This is a genomic window from Luteimonas marina (assembly GCF_007859325.1).
In the GTDB taxonomy this organism is placed as follows: Bacteria; Pseudomonadota; Gammaproteobacteria; order Xanthomonadales; family Xanthomonadaceae; genus Luteimonas; species Luteimonas marina.
In genome coordinates, this window is record NZ_VOHK01000001.1 from 266,455 (window position 1) to 283,520 (window position 17,066).

At 70.4% G+C, this 17,066-nt stretch carries 19 protein-coding genes and 1 tRNA gene; 3 read left to right on the forward strand and 17 right to left on the reverse strand.

All coding sequences use genetic code 11. From position 1 onward, the window contains the following. Positions 1 to 6: 6 nt before the first annotated feature. From FQY83_RS01205 to azu, 6 genes are all read right to left on the reverse strand, one after another. On the reverse strand, positions 7 to 1,062 hold the full coding sequence (locus FQY83_RS01205) for a quinone-dependent dihydroorotate dehydrogenase (RefSeq protein WP_146384363.1): 1,056 nt from the start codon (positions 1,060 to 1,062) through the stop codon (positions 7 to 9). A 1-nt stretch (position 1,063) separates the two neighbouring features. Further along, complete coding sequence (locus tag FQY83_RS01210; protein WP_146384365.1) at positions 1,064 to 1,345, reverse strand: DUF4190 domain-containing protein; 282 nt, start codon at positions 1,343 to 1,345, stop codon at positions 1,064 to 1,066. Between the two features lie 43 nt (positions 1,346 to 1,388). Beyond that, positions 1,389 to 1,529 (reverse strand): hypothetical protein, encoded by a 141-nt coding sequence (locus tag FQY83_RS17525; RefSeq protein ID WP_158636405.1) that lies wholly within the window; start codon positions 1,527 to 1,529, stop codon positions 1,389 to 1,391. Between the two features lie 54 nt (positions 1,530 to 1,583). Next, positions 1,584 to 3,119 (reverse strand): L-piperidine-6-carboxylate dehydrogenase, encoded by a 1,536-nt coding sequence (amaB, locus tag FQY83_RS01215; protein ID WP_146384367.1) that lies wholly within the window; start codon positions 3,117 to 3,119, stop codon positions 1,584 to 1,586. A 66-nt stretch (positions 3,120 to 3,185) separates the two neighbouring features. After that, positions 3,186 to 3,262 (reverse strand) — tRNA-Arg (locus tag FQY83_RS01220). Between the two features lie 172 nt (positions 3,263 to 3,434). Continuing rightward, positions 3,435 to 4,049 (reverse strand): azurin, encoded by a 615-nt coding sequence (gene azu / locus FQY83_RS01225; RefSeq protein WP_238333361.1) that lies wholly within the window; start codon positions 4,047 to 4,049, stop codon positions 3,435 to 3,437. A gap of 15 nt (positions 4,050 to 4,064) precedes the next feature. On the opposite strand from azu, the gene FQY83_RS01230 reads away from it, so the two are divergent. Beyond that, positions 4,065 to 4,460, forward strand: a complete 396-nt coding sequence (locus tag FQY83_RS01230) for a group III truncated hemoglobin (RefSeq protein ID WP_146384369.1) — start codon at positions 4,065 to 4,067, stop codon at positions 4,458 to 4,460. Positions 4,461 to 4,500: 40 nt separating this feature from the next. On the opposite strand, the gene FQY83_RS01235 is transcribed toward FQY83_RS01230, so the two are convergent. The 10 genes from FQY83_RS01235 to ccoN all read right to left on the reverse strand — a co-directional run bounded on the left by FQY83_RS01235 (position 4,501) and on the right by ccoN (position 13,857). Further along, positions 4,501 to 5,226, reverse strand: coding sequence for a sulfite exporter TauE/SafE family protein (locus FQY83_RS01235; protein WP_146384371.1), 726 nt, complete (start codon positions 5,224 to 5,226; stop codon positions 4,501 to 4,503). Then, positions 5,216 to 5,542: a cbb3-type cytochrome oxidase assembly protein CcoS gene (gene ccoS, locus FQY83_RS17930; RefSeq protein WP_337678294.1), complete on the reverse strand. Its 327-nt coding sequence runs from the start codon at positions 5,540 to 5,542 to the stop codon at positions 5,216 to 5,218. Before ccoS ends, FQY83_RS01235 begins: the two co-directional genes overlap by 11 nt. After that, entirely contained in the window at positions 5,539 to 7,911 is a 2,373-nt protein-coding gene (locus FQY83_RS01245) for a heavy metal translocating P-type ATPase (protein WP_238333362.1), read from the reverse strand. The genes ccoS and FQY83_RS01245 overlap by 4 nt, the downstream gene beginning before the upstream one ends. Positions 7,912 to 8,103: 192 nt before the next feature. Then, the gene (locus FQY83_RS01250; protein ID WP_146384375.1) at positions 8,104 to 8,616 is read right to left on the reverse strand and encodes a FixH family protein; all 513 of its coding nucleotides are present in this window, start codon (positions 8,614 to 8,616) and stop codon (positions 8,104 to 8,106) included. Further along, entirely contained in the window at positions 8,616 to 10,166 is a 1,551-nt protein-coding gene (locus tag FQY83_RS01255) for a 4Fe-4S dicluster domain-containing protein (protein ID WP_146384377.1), read from the reverse strand. The genes FQY83_RS01250 and FQY83_RS01255 overlap by 1 nt, the downstream gene beginning before the upstream one ends. A 212-nt stretch (positions 10,167 to 10,378) precedes the next feature. Then, positions 10,379 to 10,675 (reverse strand): hypothetical protein, encoded by a 297-nt coding sequence (locus FQY83_RS01260; protein ID WP_146384380.1) that lies wholly within the window; start codon positions 10,673 to 10,675, stop codon positions 10,379 to 10,381. Then, a complete protein-coding gene (ccoP, locus tag FQY83_RS01265) occupies positions 10,672 to 11,616 on the reverse strand; it encodes a cytochrome-c oxidase, cbb3-type subunit III (RefSeq protein WP_146384381.1) in 945 nt (314 codons plus the stop codon). The genes FQY83_RS01260 and ccoP overlap by 4 nt, the downstream gene beginning before the upstream one ends. Beyond that, positions 11,613 to 11,750: a cbb3-type cytochrome oxidase subunit 3 gene (locus tag FQY83_RS01270; protein WP_146384383.1), complete on the reverse strand. Its 138-nt coding sequence runs from the start codon at positions 11,748 to 11,750 to the stop codon at positions 11,613 to 11,615. Before FQY83_RS01270 ends, ccoP begins: the two co-directional genes overlap by 4 nt. Beyond that, a complete protein-coding gene (gene ccoO / locus FQY83_RS01275) occupies positions 11,747 to 12,385 on the reverse strand; it encodes a cytochrome-c oxidase, cbb3-type subunit II (RefSeq protein WP_146384386.1) in 639 nt (212 codons plus the stop codon). Before ccoO ends, FQY83_RS01270 begins: the two co-directional genes overlap by 4 nt. Continuing rightward, positions 12,382 to 13,857, reverse strand: coding sequence for a cytochrome-c oxidase, cbb3-type subunit I (gene ccoN, locus FQY83_RS01280; RefSeq protein WP_146384388.1), 1,476 nt, complete (start codon positions 13,855 to 13,857; stop codon positions 12,382 to 12,384). The genes ccoO and ccoN overlap by 4 nt, the downstream gene beginning before the upstream one ends. Before the next feature lie 213 nt (positions 13,858 to 14,070). On the opposite strand from ccoN, the gene hemN reads away from it, so the two are divergent. Next, on the forward strand, positions 14,071 to 15,486 hold the full coding sequence (gene hemN, locus FQY83_RS01285; RefSeq protein WP_146384390.1) for an oxygen-independent coproporphyrinogen III oxidase: 1,416 nt from the start codon (positions 14,071 to 14,073) through the stop codon (positions 15,484 to 15,486). A gap of 22 nt (positions 15,487 to 15,508) precedes the next feature. Beyond that, the gene (locus FQY83_RS01290; RefSeq protein ID WP_146384392.1) at positions 15,509 to 16,261 is read left to right on the forward strand and encodes a cyclic nucleotide-binding domain-containing protein; all 753 of its coding nucleotides are present in this window, start codon (positions 15,509 to 15,511) and stop codon (positions 16,259 to 16,261) included. A 90-nt stretch (positions 16,262 to 16,351) separates the two neighbouring features. Here the strand turns inward: FQY83_RS01290 and FQY83_RS01295 are convergent, their stop codons facing one another. Further along, positions 16,352 to 16,795, reverse strand: coding sequence for a CopD family copper resistance protein (locus tag FQY83_RS01295; protein ID WP_146384394.1), 444 nt, complete (start codon positions 16,793 to 16,795; stop codon positions 16,352 to 16,354). Positions 16,796 to 17,066 lie beyond the last annotated feature (271 nt).

A 17,066-nucleotide genomic window follows, 5' to 3' on the forward strand; every position in this document is an offset into this window, starting at 1 on the left:
AGATGCTCACAGGCTCGGCAGGTTGCCCCGGCTCGGCGCTTCCTTGCGCCGGCGGATGGCTTCCACGCATTCCCCGATCAGGCTCGGCCCGCGGTAGATCAGGCCGGTGTAGACCTGCACCAGCGAGGCGCCGGCCGCCATCTTCTTCACCGCGTCGGCGCCGGAGAGGATGCCGCCGACGCCCACCAGCGGGATCGCCTCGGGCATGCGCGTGCGCAGCATCCGCAGCACCGCGGTGGACTTGTTCATCAGCGGCTCGCCGGACAGGCCGCCGGTCTCGCGCGAGCTCGGATCGTCCTGCACGCTGATGCGCGAGACCGTGGTGTTGGTGGCGATCACGCCGTCGACCTGCAGGTCGCTCAGCACGCGCGCGGCGGCGTGCACGTCGTCGTCGGACAGGTCCGGCGCGATCTTGACCAGCATCGGCACGCGCTTGCCGTGTTTCGCGCCCAGCCGCTCCTGCGCCTCGCGCAGCGTGCCGACCAGGCGCCGCAGCGCCTGCTCCTCCTGCAGTTCGCGCAGGCCGGCGGTGTTGGGCGAGGAGATGTTGACCGTCACGTAGTCCGCCAGCGGGTAGACGCGCTCCAGGCAGTGCAGGTAGTCGCGGTCGGCAGATTCGTTGGGCGTGTCCTTGTTCTTGCCGATGTTGATGCCGAGCGGGCCGGTGCGCCTGTGTGCGCGCCCGACGTTGGCCACCAGCGCGTCGACGCCCTCGTTGTTGAAACCGAGCCGGTTGATCAGCGCGCGATGGCGCGGCAGCCGGAACATGCGCGGCTGCGGGTTGCCCGGCTGCGCGCGCGGGGTGACCGTGCCGATCTCGACGAAGCCGAAGCCGAGCGCGAACAGGGCATCGACGTGGGCGCCGTTCTTGTCGAGGCCGGCGGCGAGACCGACGGGGTTGGGGAAGGTCAGCCCGAGGACTCGGGTCGGGAACGGCTGGGCCCGACCGCCCAGCAGGGGCACCAGGCCGAGGCGCCGGACGGCATCGAGCGAGCGCAGTCCGAGCGCGTGCGCCCGCTCGGCTTCCAGCGCGAACAGCAGGGGGCGTGCGAGGCCGTACATCTCAGGCGTTGAACCCCAGCCAGACCAGGCCACCGAAGAACAGGAGCAGCACGACGATGCCGACCAGGCTCAGCGCGAGCATGGCGTAGCCCAGGATCAGGCCGGCGAGCGCCAGGCCGTCGCCCTCGAATCGGTCCGGTGCGCGCCGGATCTCGCCGCGCGCCATGTGCCCGGTGACGATCGCGACGATGCTGCCGATCCACGGCACGAGGGTCCAGCCAAGGATGCCGGAGATGAGGCTGGTGATTGCGAGGGCGCTGGTCTGGCGGGGCGGGAGATTCATGGGCGGGTCTCGGCGGCGGGCGTTCGATGCGGGTGGTCCGGGCTCATCCCGGAAGGCGTCCGTGGCGCAGCGCTTCGACCCGTTCCCCGCGCCCGCGATCCTGCGCCAGGCGTGCGGCCGGCGCAGGGGCGTGGTCGACGGCCAGCAGGTCCGCGCGCCAGGCGCCGCTGACGCGTTGCAGCATCGCATATCGCGTCGCGTGATGCCCGCTTTGCATGGCCTGCGGAGGAAGCCGCCGTCAGAGGTCGAACTTGATGCCCTGCGCCAGCGGCAGTGCGTCCGAGTAGTTGACGGTGTTGGTCTGCCGGCGCATGTAGGCCCGCCACGCATCCGAACCCGATTCGCGGCCGCCGCCGGTCTCCTTCTCGCCGCCGAAGGCGCCGCCGATCTCGGCGCCCGAGGTGCCCATGTTGACGTTGGCGATGCCGCAGTCCGAGCCGGTCGCGGCCAGGAAGGCCTCGGCCGCCTTGAGGTCGGTGGTGAAGATCGCCGAGGACAGGCCCTGCGGCACGGCGTTCTGCTGGTCGATGGCCTCGTCCAGCTCGCGGTACTTCATTACGTACAGGATCGGCGCGAAAGTCTCGGTCTGCACCACCTCGGCGTCGTTGGACAGGCCGGTGACGATGGTCGGCAGCACGAAGTTGCCCTTGCGGTCGTCGAGCGCGGCGCCGCCGGTCTCGACGGTGCCGCCGGCCGCCTTCGCCTTCGCGACCGCGTCGAGGTAGGCATCGACCGCGTCGCGGCTGTTGAGCGGGCCCATCAGGTTGGCCGGGTCGGTGGGATCGCCGATCTTCTTTTCGACCTGTTTGTAGGCGGTGACCAGCTTGCCCAGCACGTCGTCGTGGATCGACTCGTGCACGAACAGGCGGCGCGTGGTGGTGCAGCGCTGGCCGGCGGTGCCGACCGCGCCGAACACGATCGCCGGGATCGCGAGCTTCAGGTCCGCGCTGGGGTCGACGATGATCGCGTTGTTGCCGCCGAGCTCCAGCAGGCTGCGGCCCATGCGCCGCGCGACGCGTTCGCCGACCGTGCGGCCCACCCTGGTCGAACCGGTGAAGCTGACCAGGGCGATGCGCCGGTCGTCGACGAATTCCTGCGCCAGTTCGGTGCCGGCGTCGTTGAACAGGAAGAAGATGTCGGGGAAGCCGGCCTTGCGCAGGGCCTCGTTGCAGATCTTCATCGAGGCGATCGCCGACAGCGGGGTCTTGGGCGAGGGCTTCCAGATCGAGATGTCACCGCAGACCGCGGCGATGAAGCTGTTCCAGGCCCAGACCGCGACCGGGAAGTTGAACGCGCTGATGATGCCGACCAGGCCCAGCGGGTGCCACTGTTCGTACATGCGGTGGCCGGGGCGTTCGGAATGCATGGTCAGGCCATAGAGCTGGCGCGAGAGGCCGACGGCGAATTCGCCGATGTCGATCATCTCCTGCACCTCGCCGTCGCCCTCGGGCTTGGACTTGCCCATCTCCAGCGCCACCAGCGAACCCAGCGCGTCCTTGTGCGTGCGCAGCGCGTCGGCGCACAGGCGGATCGCCTCGCCGCGGCGCGGCGCGGGCGTGCTGCGCCAGACCTTGAACGCGGCCTGCGCGCGCTCGACGATCAGGTCGTAGTCGGCCCGGCTCGATGCCTGGACGCGGCCCAGCACCTCGCCGGTGGTGGGATTGACCGGCTCGATCACGCCGGCGTCGGCGGTCTTCGACCATTCGCCGCTGCCGAGGTAGGTGCCGGATTCGTTCGCGCCGAGGCCGAGGGCGGTGAGGACGGGGTGGGTCATGGCGGTGCGTACTCCTGTACGCCGCGGCGGCCGCGGGGGCGGCCAGGCGCGGCGGCTCTGCATGGGTGGCGCCCCCGGCGCGATTCGAACGCACGACCTTCCCCTTAGGAGGGGGACGCTCTATCCAGCTGAGCTACGGGGGCGGAAACCCCGATTTTCGCATGACCGCCCGGACATGCCAAAGCACCTGTCCGCGGGCAGACTCCCGGCGTCGGGAATTCCCGGAGCGCCTTCAGGCGCGACCCGCCGTCCGACGAAGTGTCCGTCTCCCGGGGGCGCGGCCGAAGCCGCGCCGGATCCGTGCCGGGCGTCCGCTCAGGGCGCCACCACCACCTTGCCGCGCATCAGCGCCGAGTGGCCGGGGAAGGAGCAGAAGAAGCTGTACTCGCCGCCGGCCTTGAGCGCGCCACCGGGGATGGAGGCCGTCGCGCTCTCGCCGCCGCCGATCATCTTCGTCGCGCCCAGGACGCGCTTGTCGCCTGCCGGGAGATAACCGCTGGCGGCGCCGGCCTTGATGCCGTCCTTGGCGACGGCATCGGCGTCGGCGGAGGCGGTGACGACGATGTTGTGCCCCATGGCAGCGACCGGCAGCTTGCCGGTGTGCTGCAGTTCGAGGCTGATGCTCTTGCAGGCGGCCGAGACCGTGACCGTCTTCTGGTCGAACTGCATGTTGTCGCCGCCCTGGAGCTTGATCGTGCAGTTGGGCGCGGCCTGGACCAGGCCGGCGCAGCCGAGCAGGGCGAGGGCGAGCAGGGATTTGCGGATGTTCATGATGCTTTGCTCCGTGGGGGTTTCAGGTGTTTCAGGTCTGGCGCCATGATCGGACATCGCGTCGCAGGATGCCTTGATCTGGATCACCCGGCGGCCATGCGCGCCTGGAAAACGGCCTCCTGCAGGAATCCGGATGAGTTTGGCATCATCGACGTCCATCGTATCGGAGTCGACATGCCCCCATCCCCGCAACAGGACCCCGCGCCCGGCCCGGGCCTGTGCAGCGAGGAGGAAGTGACGCGGCTGGTGCACGCATTCTACGCGCGCGTGCGCGCCGATCCGCGGCTGGGGCCGGTGTTCGACGCGCACGTGGACGACTGGCCGGCGCATCTGGCGACCCTGGTCGACTTCTGGTCGGCGATGCTGCGCGGCACGCGCCGGTTCAGCGGGGCGCCGGTGCAGCGGCACAACGCGCTGCCGGGGCTGGACGCGGCGATGTTTGAACGCTGGCTGACGCTGTTCGCCGCCACCACCGCGGAGCTGGGGAATCCGCCGATGCAGCAGCTGGCCGACGAGATGGCGACGCGCGTGGCCGGAACGCTGCTGGCCCGCTACCGCGCTGCCGAATAGGGCGGGCCTGGGCCCGCCGCGCGGAGCACGTCGTCCACCCCTACACGGGCAACGGCCGACAGCCCAGGGCAGCGAGGAAGTCATGCAGCGCAGGCACCCGCATCAGCCACGGCGCCGCAATCGTCAGCAGCCCCATGGCCAGCACGATGCCGGCGGCCAGCGCCTTCAGCCGCGGGCGCTGCAGCCAGCGGCCCATGCGCTGGCCCGACCAGGTCAGCGGCAGCATCACCGGCAGGGTGCCGAGGCCGAAGGCGAGCATGGTCAGCGCGCCGTTGCGCGGGCTGGCCTGCAGCCAGGCCACGGTCAGCAGGCTGAAGCTCAGGCCGCAGGGCAGCCAGCCCCAGAGCGCGCCGATGCCCAGTCGCCGCAGCGGCGTGTCCGCCGGCAGCAGGCGCCGCTGCAGCGGCTGCAGCCACGCCCAGGCGCGCGCGCCGGGGCGGGCGAGGAAGCCGGGCAGGGCGCGCACGCCGAGCAGGCGCAGCGCCACCACCACCAGCGCGGCGCCGACGAGTGCACGCAGGGCGATGCCGATCCACGGATCGCGCAGCAGCGCCACCAGCCCGTGCCCGAACGCGCCGACGATCGCGCCGGCCAGCACGTAGCCGCCGACCCGCCCGAAGTTGAGCTGCAGCGCGCCCGGCCAGCCGCCGCCCGGCGCCGTGGCCGACAGCCCGGTGGCGATGCCGCCGCACATCGCGGCGCAGTGCAGGCCGCCGAGCAGGCCGCTGGCCAGCGCGGCGAGCAGCACCAGCCAGTCAATCGGCATCCGGGGTCCCTGCGCCCTGGTAGCGCTGCGTGGTTGTTGTGGCTTCGGAAGGGTCGGAATATGGATCGTCATCCCCGCGAAGGCGGGGACCCAGCGTCTTGGCCTGTCGTGGAGCAACGACGCTGGGTCCCCGCCTTCGCGGGGATGACGGATCGTGCTCGCGCTGCTCATCCTCGTCCCCGTCGTCGGCGAGGATGTCCAGCGCCGGTGTGTCGAGGTCGTCGAACTGGCCGCGCCGCACCGCCCAGACGAAGGCCCAGATCGCGACGCCCAGCAGCACCAGGCTGATCGGCACGAGCAGCAGCAGGCTCCTCATGAAGGACTCCGGGCCAGTCGCAGGGCGTTGAGCGTGACCACCAGCGACGATCCTGCCATGCCCAGCGCCGCGATCCACGGCGTGACCAGGCCGGCGGCCGCCAGCGGCACCGCCAGCAGGTTGTAGCCCAGCGCCCAGGCGAAGTTTTGGCCGATGACGCGCCGGGTCGCGCGCGCCACCCGCACCGCGGCCGGGATCCGCAGCAGCGTCGGCCCGGTCATGACCAGGTCGGCCGCGCGCTGCGCCAGCGCCGCGCCGGTGTCCATCGCCAGCGAAACGTCGGCGCCGGCGAGCACCGGGGCGTCGTTGAGGCCGTCGCCGACCATCGCCACGATCCGGCCTTCCGACTGCAGCCGCCGCACCAGCGCCAGCTTGTCCTCGGGACGCTGGCGGGCGTGGGCGTCGGCGATGCCGAGCGCTTGCGCGAGCGTGCCGACCGGCGCGGCGGCATCGCCGCTCGACAGGTGCACACGCAGGCCGAGCGCGCGCAGCGCCTGCAGCGCGGCCGGGGCATCGGCGCGGATCGATTCGCGCAGCACGAAGCGCGCGGAGGCGTGCGCGCCGTCGCCGAGCCAGAGCGCGCCGTCGTCGGCGCCGCCGCAGGCGTACTCGGCGCGGCCGAGCCGCCAGCGCCGGCCGTCGACGACGCCTTCCACGCCCTGTCCGGCGACGGCGAGGACCGAGGTCGCCCTCGTCCCGTCCCCGGCCTGCGCGAACGCGGCCGCGAGCGGATGGTTGGCGTCGCGTTCGAGCGCCGCGGCGATGCGCAGCGCCTGCGCTTGCGCTTGCGCGAAATCGTCGAAAACCTCGACCTGCGCCAGCGCCGGCCGGTCGTCGCTGAGCGTGCCGGTCTTGTCGAACACGATGTCGGTGGCGGTGGCCAGTGTTTCCATCGCGTCCGCGCGCGTGGCCAGCACGCCCGCGCGGGCCAGCGCACCGTGCGCGGCGGCGAGCGCGGTCGGCACCGCCAGCGACAGCGCGCAGGGGCAGCTGATCACCAGCAGCGCCAGCGTCACCTCGAACGCGCGCGAGGGATCGTGCAGGCGCCAGCCGGCGTAGACCAGCACGGCGACGAACAGCAGCGACACCACGAAGCGGCTGCCGATCCGGTCCGCCACCCGCGCCAGCCGCGGCCGGTGCGACTGCGCCTCCTCGACCAGCCGCGTCAGCTGCGACAGGCGCGTCTCGGGCCCGGTGCAGGTGATGCGGATGCGCGCCGGCGCCTCGCGGTTCACCGTGCCGGCGTAGACCGCGTCGCCCGGCGACTTGCGCACCGCGCCGGACTCGCCCGTCAGCAGCGATTCCTCGAGCCAGGCCTCGCCATCGAGCAGCACGCCGTCGGCCGGCACCGATTCGGCGATCGCGACGCAGGCGACGTCGCCCGCGTGCAGGTCGGCGAGCGCCACAGATTCGCGCGCCCCGTCGGTGGTTTCGCGGGTCGCGAACGCGGGACGCGCGCGCGCCAGCGCGTCGACCTGGGCGCTGGCGACGTTGCGCGCGCGCTGCTCCAGCATGCGCGCCGCCAGCAGCAGGAACACGAACATCACCGCCGCGTCGAACCAGACGTGCGCGCCGCCGCGGATCGTCTCGACCAGGCTGGCGAAGTAGGCGAGCAGGGTCGAGGTGGCGATCAGCGTGTCCATGCCGACGTGGCGCATGCGCAGCTCGCGCCACATGCCGGCGAGGAACGGCCAGCCGGAGTAGAACACCACGGGCGTCGACAGCAGGAAGGCGAGCCAGCGGAAGAAGTCGCGCGTCGCCGCCGGCATCTGGTGGTCGAAGTCCAGGTACAGCGCCTCGGCCAGCATCATCGCCTGCAGCGTGCCGAGGCCGGCGATGCCCAGGCGCAGCAGCCAGCGGTTGCGTTCGGCGGTGCGGGCGCGCTCGCGCGCGTCACCGCCGGCCAGGTAGGGGCGGTAGCCGAGCGAGGCGAGTCGCTGCAGGACCTGCGACAGCGGCGCGCGCGCCGGGTCCCAGTCGATGCGGATGCGGCCGGTGACGGCGTTGGCGGTGACCTCGCGCACGCCCGGCTCGCGCGCCAGCGCCTTCTGGATCAGCCAGGCGCAGGCGGCGCAGCGCATGCCGTCGCTGAGCAGGGTGATGCGGCGCCCGCCCTCGATCGTGTGCGCGTGCTCGCGCAGCACGTCCTCGCGGTCCCAGACCGACAGGTCAACGTGGTCGCCGCCGACGCGGCCGGCGGCGGCCGTGCGCAGGCGGTAGTAGTCGCCCAGATTGGCGTCGCGGATCCAGCGCGCGGCGGCGGCGCAGCCGTCGCAGCAGTAGGCGCGGCCGTCGCCGTCGATGGCGCGCTGCGCGGGCTCGCGCGGCAGGGGCTCGCTGCAGTGGTGGCAGGAGGGTGTGGATGCCACCTCAGCGGCCGAAGCGTCATGCCATGCCAGCGCTGGGCGTTGACCTGTCATCTCGAGCGTAGCGAGAGATCTGCCCTCGGACAGACCCCGCACAGATCCCTCACTTCGTTCGGGATGACACGTTTGATGTCATCCGGAAAGGCGGGACGGCCGGACTTGCCTCCGGGCTTGCGGAACACGACATCGGACCCCTCATGGCACCAGCGACGGCGCAAGCCGCGTCGCATGCTGCTGTTTCGGCAGGCGACCGTGCAGGCGCCATTTGCCGTCTGCCGGGGACAGCTGCACGATCCAGTCATGGCCGTCGTCGAGCGGCTGTTCGATGCGCCAGCCGGCGCCGGCGGGGGCGAGTTCGAGTTCGAGGTCTTCCCGCGTGCGGCTGGGATGCTGCAGCACCAGTCGCAGCGGCGCCTGGCGGCGGAAGTCGCCGGTGGCCGGGATCACTTCCAGCACGCCCTCGTCCGCGCGCAGCACCGCGCTCAGGCCGAGCGCGCGCGCCTGTTCGTCGGGGCCGAGGTCGGTGGTCTGGATCTGCGAGACGCGCTGCACGTCGTCGCGCACCACGTCGGCGCCGCCGCTGCGGGTGGCGATGACCACCAGCGCCATGCTGGCGAAGACCGACGCCGTCGGCAGGCCGATCACCAGCCACATCATCGCGGTCTTCCAGAAGGGCTTGGGCGCTTCCCGGGGGGGCTGCTGTTCCATCACATCGGTCCGAAGAAGCTGCTGTCGACGACCTCGCGGGACGCGCCGTCGTCGCTTTCGACGATGAAGCGGATGTCCTTGCGACCGGAGACGCCGTCGCGTGCGATCAGCACGACCGGAACGGAGACCACGGCTTCGGCCTTCGCGTGCAGCGGGCCGTCATTGTCGCGCAGTTCGATGCCGTGCGTGGCCGATTCGACCGAAATGCGGAAATCGCGGTCGCGGTCGGATTTGTTGACCAGCTTCAGCGTGTAGCCGTTCTCGATGGCGCCGTCGGCGGTCTCGCGGTACAGCGCGTTGCGGTCGCGCAGGGCCTCGACGATCAGGTCGCTGCGGGTGCCCACGCCCACCGCCCAGGCGACGATGCAGCCCAGCAGCAGCAGGCCGTAGACGAAGATCCGCGGACGCAGCACGCGCGTGGACTTGCCGTCGATCGCGTTCTGGGTGGAGTAGCGGATCAGGCCCTTGGGATAGCCGACCTTGGCCATCACCTCGTCGCAGGCGTCGATGCAGGCGCCGCAGGCGATGCATTCGTACTGCAGGCCGTTGCGGATGTCGATGCCGGTGGGGCAGACCTGCACGCAGATCGTGCAGTCGATGCAGTCGCCCAGTGCTTCGGGCGCGAACTTCGGCAGCGGCTTCACCTCGCCCAGTTCGCCGTCCCAGGTGATCGTGCCGGTGGCGTGCGCGGCCTGCGTGGCCGCGGAAGGATGCTTTCCGGCGCGGAAGACGTAATCGTAGGCGGTGGCCATGTCGAGCAGGCCGCGCGCGCGCCCGAGCACGCTGCCCAGGCCGCGCTTGCGCGGGCCGCGCGGTTCGCCGCGCATCGGGTCGTAGGCGATGATCAGGGTGTTGCGGTCGAACATCGCGCTCTGGAAGCGCGCGTAGGGGCACATGTACTTGCACACCTGCTCGCGCAGGAAGCCGGCGTTGCCCCAGGTGGCGAGCGCGTAGAACAGCACCCAGAAGGTTTCCCATCCGCCCCAGGACAGCGAGGGCAGGCGCGCGGCGAGTTCGGTGATCGGTGTGAAGAAGCCGACGAAGGTGAAGCCGGTCCACAGCGCGAACACCGCCCACAGCGCGTGCTTGGCGCCCTTGCGCAGCAGCTTCTCGCGCGTCCACGGCCCGGCGTCGAGCTTCATCCGCTTCGGCCGGTCGCCCTCGGTCCAGCGCTCCATCCACAGGAAGACCTCGGTCCACACCGTCTGCGGGCAGGCGTAGCCGCAGAACAGCCGGCCGGCGAGTGCCGTGAAGAAGAACAGTGCCAGCGCGGCGATGATCAGCAGCAGCGCGAGAAACAAAAAGTCCTGCGGCCAGAAGGTCAGGCCGAAGACGTGGAACTTGCGCGCGGGCAGGTCGAACAGCACCGCCTGGCGGCCGTCCCAGCGCAGCCACGGGAACAGGTAGAACATGCCCAGCAGCCAGAACACCGCCGCCACGCGCAGGCGGTTGAGCGGGCCGGAGACGTCGCGCGGATAGACCTTGCGCTCCTTGACGTAGAGCGAGTTGCCGCCCTCGTCGACGACGTCGATGGGGATGCCGCGACTCATTGCCCGTTACCGTCGGGTGGGGGCGGGGCGGTGCTGGCGGGAGGATCGTGGAGGACGGGATTCATTCGCTTGGCTCCACCGTGCGCTGCGCGGTGTGGCTGGAGATGCCGTGGTCGGCGGCCGGGATCAGTATGGGGACCGGTCGCCGCGGCAACAGCGACAGAATGTCCCAGGGGCTGCCGGACCAGCCGCGTCGCTTCGCCGTGCCCGCCTCATTCCGGCGGCAGTCCGCGGTTGAAGCGACTCGACGGCCGCAGCAGGATCCAGGTGAACAGGCTCGACGAGGCGGTTGCCAGCCAGAACATGAAGAAGCCGAGGGTGTAGCCGAGTTCGCGCGTGAGCGGCAGGTCGGGGAAGGTCATGTCGCGCAGTTCGATCGGGTCGATGAAGGCGAAGAACACCATCGTGCACACGCCCGCGGCGAAGAAGCTCGGCCACGCGATCGCCCCCACCCGCTGCGCCATCGGGCGCGGCGGGTGGTCGAAGCGCGGCTCGGTGAAATCGGTCATGGCATTCCGGGAGGGGCCTCGGTCCCCCCCGAGTTTGACAGCGACCAGACGTAGGCCGCCACCAGCCGCGCGCGGGTCTCGCCGAGCAGGTCGCGGTGCGCGGGCATGCTGCCGTGGCGGCCGTCGACGATGGTCTTGCGGATGCTGTCGAGCGTGTTCGGGTACAGGGTGTTGCGCACGGTCAGGTCGGGCGCGCCGAGGTCCTGGTTGCCCTTGCCCTCGGGGCCGTGGCAGGCCACGCACAGGCTGTCGAAGTACTTCTTGCCGCGCGCGGCCATGTAGTCGTTGCGCAGCGTGGCCTCGATGTCGTCCGTGCGCAGCGCGCGCACGTAGGCCGCGGCCTGGGTGATGGAGACGTCGCCGCCGATGCCCTGCATCACCGTGCCCAGCGGCGGCATGACGCCCTCGCGGCCGTCGAGCACCGTGGCCAGGATCTGCGCGGGCTCGCCGCCCCAGTTCCAGGTGTCGTCGGTCAGGTTGGGATAGCCGGGCGCGCCCTGCGCCGACGAGCCGTGGCAGGCGGCGCAGGTGTTGGCGAAGATCGATCGGCCCAGTTCCATCGCGGCCGGGTCACCGGCCAGCTGGGCGAAGGGCCGGTCGGCGTACACGCCGAAGGTTTCCTCGAGCTGCGCATCGCGGCGCGCCTTCTCGAGGTCGTGTTCGCCGGCCGAGGTCCAGCCGCTGGTGCCGGCGAAGTTGCCGAAGCCGGGATACCAGACCAGGTAGCCGATGCTGAAGAGGATGGTGAGGTAGAACAGGTTGATCCACCACTTCGGCAGCGGCTTGTTGTATTCGGTGATGTCGCCATCCCAGATGTGGCTGGTGTCTTCCGGCTTCGGGTCGCCGGGGCGGCGGCGCGCGGTCCACATCAGCAGCCAGGCGCAGCCGCCGATGTTGAGCACGACGAGGAAGATGACGTACCACGACCACGCGTTGCTCACGGCGCCTCCCCGTCGTCGGACAGCGGCAGTCGCGCCGCGGCGTCGAAGTCGCGCTTGCGCTTCGGGCTCCAGGCCCAGATCCAGCCGCCGATGAAGCACAGCAGCAGGATCGCGGTGACGATGCCGGAGATCATCGGGCTTGTCCTCCCTTGGGTGCGTGTCGGCCCAGGCCCTGCAGGTAGGCGACCACGGCGTCGAGTTCGCTCTTGCCGGCCAGCGCCTCGGGCGCCTGGGCGAGGTCCTCGTCGCTGTACGGGTCGCCGAGCCGCTTGAGCGCGCGCATGTTGCGCAGCGTCTGGTCGCGGTCGACGCCGCGCTCGGCCAGCCAGGGGTAGGCGGGCATGTTCGATTCGGGCACCACGTCGCGCGGGTTGATCAGGTGCACGCGGTGCCAGTCGTCGGAGTAGCGGCCGCCGATGCGGGCCAGGTCCGGGCCGGTGCGCTTGCTGCCCCACTGGAACGGGCGGTCGTAGACCGACTCGCCGGCCAGCGAATAGTGGCCGTAGCGTTCGGACTCGAAGCGCAGCGTGCGCACCATCTGCGAGTGGCAGTTGTAGCAGCCCTCGCGGACGTAGACGTCGCGGCCGGCGAGTTCGAGCGCGGGGTAGGGCTTGACGCCCGGCAGCGGCTCGATCGCCTCGGCCTGGTACATCAGCGGCACGATCTCGGCCAGGCCGCCGAAGGACACCACCACCGCGATCAGCACCGCCATCAGGCCGATGTTCTTCTCGACCTTCTCGTGGGCGTTGGGGTTTCCGTTCCCGCTCATGCCTGGCCTCCTGCGCGGGCCTGCGCAGGCGCGATGGCCTGGCTGGGGTCGGGGGGCAGCACCGGCTGGTCGGCGGCGACCGCCTGTCCCATCCTGTAGGTCTTCCACATGTTCAATACCATCAGCAGCATGCCGGCCAGCACCACCACGCCGCCGAGCAGGCGCACGAAGTAGTAGGGGTAGGTGGCGTTGAGGGCTTCGACGAAGCTGTAGGTCAGCGTGCCGTCGTCGTTGGTGGCGCGCCACATCAGGCCCTGCATCACGCCGGCGATCCACATCGAGGCGATGTACAGCACCACGCCGACGGTGTGCAGCCAGAAGTGGGTGTCGATCCACTTGGTCGAGTACATCTCGCGCAGGCCGAGCAGGCGCGGCAGCAGCGCGTAGATCGAGCCGATCGAGATCATCGCCACCCAGCCCAGCGCGCCGGCGTGGACGTGGCCGACCGTCCAGTCGGTGTAGTGCGACAGCGAGTTGACGGTCTTGATCGACATCATCGGCCCCTCGAAGGTGGCGATCATGTAGAAGCTGATCGCGACGATGAGGAACTTCAGGATCGGATCGGTGCGCAGTTTGTGCCACACCCCCGACAGGGTCATGATGCCGTTCATCGCGCCGCCCCAGCTCGGCGCCAGCAGGATCAGCGAGAACACCATGCCCACCGACTGCGCCCAGTCGGGCAGCGCGGTGTACTGCAGGTGGTGCGGGCCGGCCCACATGTACACCGCGATCAGCGCCCAGAAGTGCACGATCGACAGCCGGTAGGAGTACACCGGGCGCCCGGCCTGCTTGGGCACGAAGTAGTACATCATCCCGAGGAAACCCGCGGTCAGCAGGAAGCCGACCGCGTTGTGGCCGTACCACCACTGCACCATCGCGTCGACGGCGCCGCTGTAGACCGGGTAGGACTTGGCCAGCCCGGACGGGATCGAGATGTTGTTGACGATGTGCAGCAGGGCGATGGCGATGATGTAGGCGGCGTAGAACCAGTTGGCCACGTAGATGTGCTTGACCTTGCGGATCGCGATGGTGCCGAGGAACAGCACCGCGTAGGCCACCCAGACCACCGTGATCAGCAGGTCGATCGGCCACTCCAGCTCCGCGTATTCCTTGCCCTGGGTCCAGCCCAGCGGCAGGGTGATCGCGGCGGCCACGATCACCGCCTGCCAGCCCCAGAACACGAAGGCCGCCAGCTTGTCGGAGATCAGCCGCACGTGGCAGGTGCGCTGGACCACGTGCAGGCTGGTGGCGAACAGGGCGCAGCCGCCGAAGGCGAAGATCACCGCATTGGTGTGCAGCGGGCGCAGGCGGCCGTAGCTGAGCCAGGAAATGCCGTGGGTCAGGTCCGGCCAGTACAGCTGGGCGGCGATGACCACGCCCACCAGCATGCCGACCACGCCCCAGACCACGGTCATCACCGCGAACTGGCGCACCACCTTGTCGTTGTATGTCGTTGCCGCGGCCTGCTGCATGGGCCATCCCCGGGGGTATCGATCGGCGCGAAGGGTAGTCCGGCCGGCCCCCGGGCGTCGTTGATCTGGATCAAGGTGGTCCGGGCGGCGTTCGTGCAAGGCTCCACAATCCCGGGGATCCGGCAGGCCCCGATCTCCTGCGGGGATTGGGCCGGGCCGGCGGCTTGATCCGGGTCAAGGCGGGCCCCGGACGACCTTCGGATACTGCCGCCCATGCAGACGAGCTCTCCCGTCATCCCCGAGCGGAACTGGCGTTTCGACGCCGGCCTGCTGCGCCGCTACGACCGGCCGGGGCCGCGCTACACCTCGTACCCGACCGCGCCGAACTTCGCCGAGGGTTTCGGCGAGGTCGATTTCCGCGACATCGCCCGGCGCAGCAACGAGGACCCGATCCCGCGCCAGATCTCGCTGTACGTGCACATCCCCTATTGCCAGAGCCCCTGCTTCTACTGCGGCTGCAACCGGGTCATCACCCGCGACGAGGCGAAGGGCCGCATCTACCTCGACCGCCTGCAGCGCGAGATCGCCCTGGTCGCGCCGCTGTTCGACCGCGACCGCGAAGTGGTGCAGCTGCACCTGGGCGGCGGCACCCCCAACTTCCTCGCCCCGCGCCTGCTGGGCGAACTGGTCGGCAGCCTCGGCCGCCAGTTCAGCTTCAGCCACGCGCTGGACCGCGACTTCTCGATCGAGCTGGACCCGCGCTTCGTCACCCCGGCCGACGTCGAGGTGCTGTCGGCGATCGGCTTCAACCGCACCAGCCTCGGCGTGCAGGACTTCGATCCCGAAGTGCAGAAGGCGGTCAACCGCGAGCAGGGGATCGACGAAACCCTCGCCATCATCGACGCCTGCCGCCGCTTCGGCATGCGCTCGGTGAACGTCGACCTGATCTACGGCCTGCCGAAGCAGACCCTGGCCGGCTTCGCGCGCACGCTCGACACCGTGATCGCCGCGCGTCCCGACCGGCTGGCGATCTACGGCTACGCGCACATGCCGCGGCTGTTCAAGGCGCAGAAGCAGATCCGCGACGAGGACCTGCCGAGCGCCGAGGGCAAGCTCGCGCTGCTGGAGCTGGCGGTGCAGCGGCTGGGCGACGCCGGCTACGAATACATCGGCATGGACCACTTCGCGCTGCCCGGCGACGAGCTGGCCCGCGCCCAGCGCGAGGGCAGCCTGCACCGCAATTTCATGGGCTACACCACCCACGCCCAGACCGACCTGGTCGGCTTCGGCGTGAGCGCGATCAGCCACGTCGGCGACAGCTTCACCCAGAACCACCGCGACCTGCCGTCGTGGGAGGCCGCGGTCGACGCGGGGCGCCTGCCGATCTGGCGCGGCCTGATGCTGGGCAACGACGACGTGCTGCGCGCCGACCTGATCCAGCAGCTGATGTGCCGGGGCGAGATCGACGTACGTCGCGTGGAGAAGGCCTACGGCATCGATTTCGGCGAGTACTTCGCCGACGCGCTGGACGCGCTGCGCCCGCTGCAGGACGACGGCCTGGTGCAGTGCCCGCCGGGAACGATCCGCGCCACGCCCCGCGGGCGCGCGCTGTTGCGTATCATTGCCATGTGCTTCGACCGGTATCTCGGGAATCCCGCGGAAGGAGTGCGCTATTCCCGGACCATCTGAAGCGTCAGGCAGGACAGCAAGCGTGCGCGAGCCACCATTGACAGTGCTGTCCGGGACACCGATCGCGGACGACGGTGACGAATTCACCTTCTGCAGCACCTGCGCCTTCTCGGCGGCCTGCCTGTCGGAGGGCTACGACAAGAGCCAGCTGCGCGACCTGCACGTGCTGGTCGAGCACGTCGGCCCGTTCCGCGAAGGCGACCACGTCTTCCGCGAGGGCGATCCGTTCAACGCCATCGCCGCGGTGCGCGCCGGCACGGTCAAGACCTACGTCAACGACGCCAGCGGCCGCGAGCAGGTGCTGGGCTTCTTCCTGCCGGGCGAGGTGATCGGCCTCAACGCCATCGCCAGCTCGCGCTATCCGTGCAACGCGGTGGCGCTGGACACGGTGACGCTGTGCCGGTTCTCGTTCCCGATGATGGCCACGCTCGCCAGCCGCATGCCCGGCCTGCAGCGGCACCTGTTCAACCTGCTCAGCCAGGACATCGGCAAGGCCTCGCTGCTGTCGGGCAACTTCACCGCCGACGAACGCCTGGCCGCGTTCCTGGTGATGCTGTCGCGCCGCTTCGCCGAGCGCGGCTTCTCGCCGAACCGGATGCGGCTGACGATGGCGCGCACCGACATCGCCAACTACCTGCGCCTGGCGCCGGAAACGGTCAGCCGCGTCCTGCGCCGCCTGCAGGACGAAGGCGTGCTGAAGGTCGACCGCCGCGACATGGAGATCCTGCAGCCGGCCGTGCTGGACGAACTGGCCCACCACGTCCTGCGCGACTGACCCGCTTTCGCTCCCTCCCCCGCTTGCGGGGGAGGGTTGGGGAGGGGGTGCTTTTCGCGACGCAAGCAGGGGAGGCGCCAAACCCCTGCATCACCAGCCCAGGTGGAACATCCCCTTGGCCAGCAGCACGATCCCCACCATGTGCCAGAACAGGCTCAGGTGCAGCCGGCGCGACACGCTGCCCAGCAGGCGCCCGCGCCGCTGCAGCCACATCGCGGTGGCGAAATGCCCGGCCACGCCCAGCGCCAGTGCGATCTTGAGCGTCAGCATCAGCGCGAACCCGCTGGAGAACGGCTGCGCCAGCGCCGCCCGGTACTGCCAGGCCATGCCGATCCCGCTGCCGTAGAGCACCAGCAGCACCCACGGCATGATCCGGCGCGCGCGCCGGCCGATGCCGGCCTCGACCAGGTGCATGGCGTTCTTCGGCACGTGCCGGCGCACCTTGTCGAGGATCAGCACCTCGAAGAACACCGTGCCCACGAACAGCAGCGCGGCGAACAGGTGCAGGAGTAGCAGGATGGCGTAAGGGCGCATGGCAAGACCATGCTGATGTCGCGCGATTGGCGGTGCGATGACCTGGATCAAGGGGAGCATTGGCGCGTTGGCCCCCACCCCAGCCCTCCCCCGCAAGCGGGGGAGGGTTGGGGTGGGGGTGAGTCAGCGACAGTCCCCCATCAGCAAACCCGTAAAAAAGCACCCGGAAGAAGGACCCGTTCGAGGGCAGGCGACCACCGCCCGCCTTCGGCTTGACGCAGGTCAAGGTCGCCCGCACCCGCCCGCAAGACCATGCCGCGGACCCTGCAAG

Bases quoted from the DNA above. Each gene is read 5' to 3' on its own strand.
- FQY83_RS01205 (WP_146384363.1), bottom strand. From the start codon at position 1,062: ATGTACGGCCTCGCACGCCCCCTGCTGTTCGCGCTGGAAGCCGAGCGG.
- FQY83_RS01210 (WP_146384365.1), bottom strand. From the start codon at position 1,345: ATGAATCTCCCGCCCCGCCAGACCAGCGCCCTCGCAATCACCAGCCTC.
- FQY83_RS17525 (WP_158636405.1), bottom strand. From the start codon at position 1,529: ATGCTGCAACGCGTCAGCGGCGCCTGGCGCGCGGACCTGCTGGCCGTC.
- amaB (WP_146384367.1), bottom strand. From the start codon at position 3,119: ATGACCCACCCCGTCCTCACCGCCCTCGGCCTCGGCGCGAACGAATCC.
- azu (WP_238333361.1), bottom strand. From the start codon at position 4,049: ATGGACGTCGATGATGCCAAACTCATCCGGATTCCTGCAGGAGGCCGT.
- FQY83_RS01230 (WP_146384369.1), top strand. From the start codon at position 4,065: ATGCCCCCATCCCCGCAACAGGACCCCGCGCCCGGCCCGGGCCTGTGC.
- FQY83_RS01235 (WP_146384371.1), bottom strand. From the start codon at position 5,226: ATGCCGATTGACTGGCTGGTGCTGCTCGCCGCGCTGGCCAGCGGCCTG.
- ccoS (WP_337678294.1), bottom strand. From the start codon at position 5,542: ATGAGGAGCCTGCTGCTGCTCGTGCCGATCAGCCTGGTGCTGCTGGGC.
- FQY83_RS01250 (WP_146384375.1), bottom strand. From the start codon at position 8,616: ATGGAACAGCAGCCCCCCCGGGAAGCGCCCAAGCCCTTCTGGAAGACC.
- FQY83_RS01255 (WP_146384377.1), bottom strand. From the start codon at position 10,166: ATGAGTCGCGGCATCCCCATCGACGTCGTCGACGAGGGCGGCAACTCG.
- FQY83_RS01260 (WP_146384380.1), bottom strand. From the start codon at position 10,675: ATGACCGATTTCACCGAGCCGCGCTTCGACCACCCGCCGCGCCCGATG.
- FQY83_RS01270 (WP_146384383.1), bottom strand. From the start codon at position 11,750: ATGATCTCCGGCATCGTCACCGCGATCCTGCTGCTGTGCTTCATCGGC.
- ccoO (WP_146384386.1), bottom strand. From the start codon at position 12,385: ATGAGCGGGAACGGAAACCCCAACGCCCACGAGAAGGTCGAGAAGAAC.
- ccoN (WP_146384388.1), bottom strand. From the start codon at position 13,857: ATGCAGCAGGCCGCGGCAACGACATACAACGACAAGGTGGTGCGCCAG.
- hemN (WP_146384390.1), top strand. From the start codon at position 14,071: ATGCAGACGAGCTCTCCCGTCATCCCCGAGCGGAACTGGCGTTTCGAC.
- FQY83_RS01295 (WP_146384394.1), bottom strand. From the start codon at position 16,795: ATGCGCCCTTACGCCATCCTGCTACTCCTGCACCTGTTCGCCGCGCTG.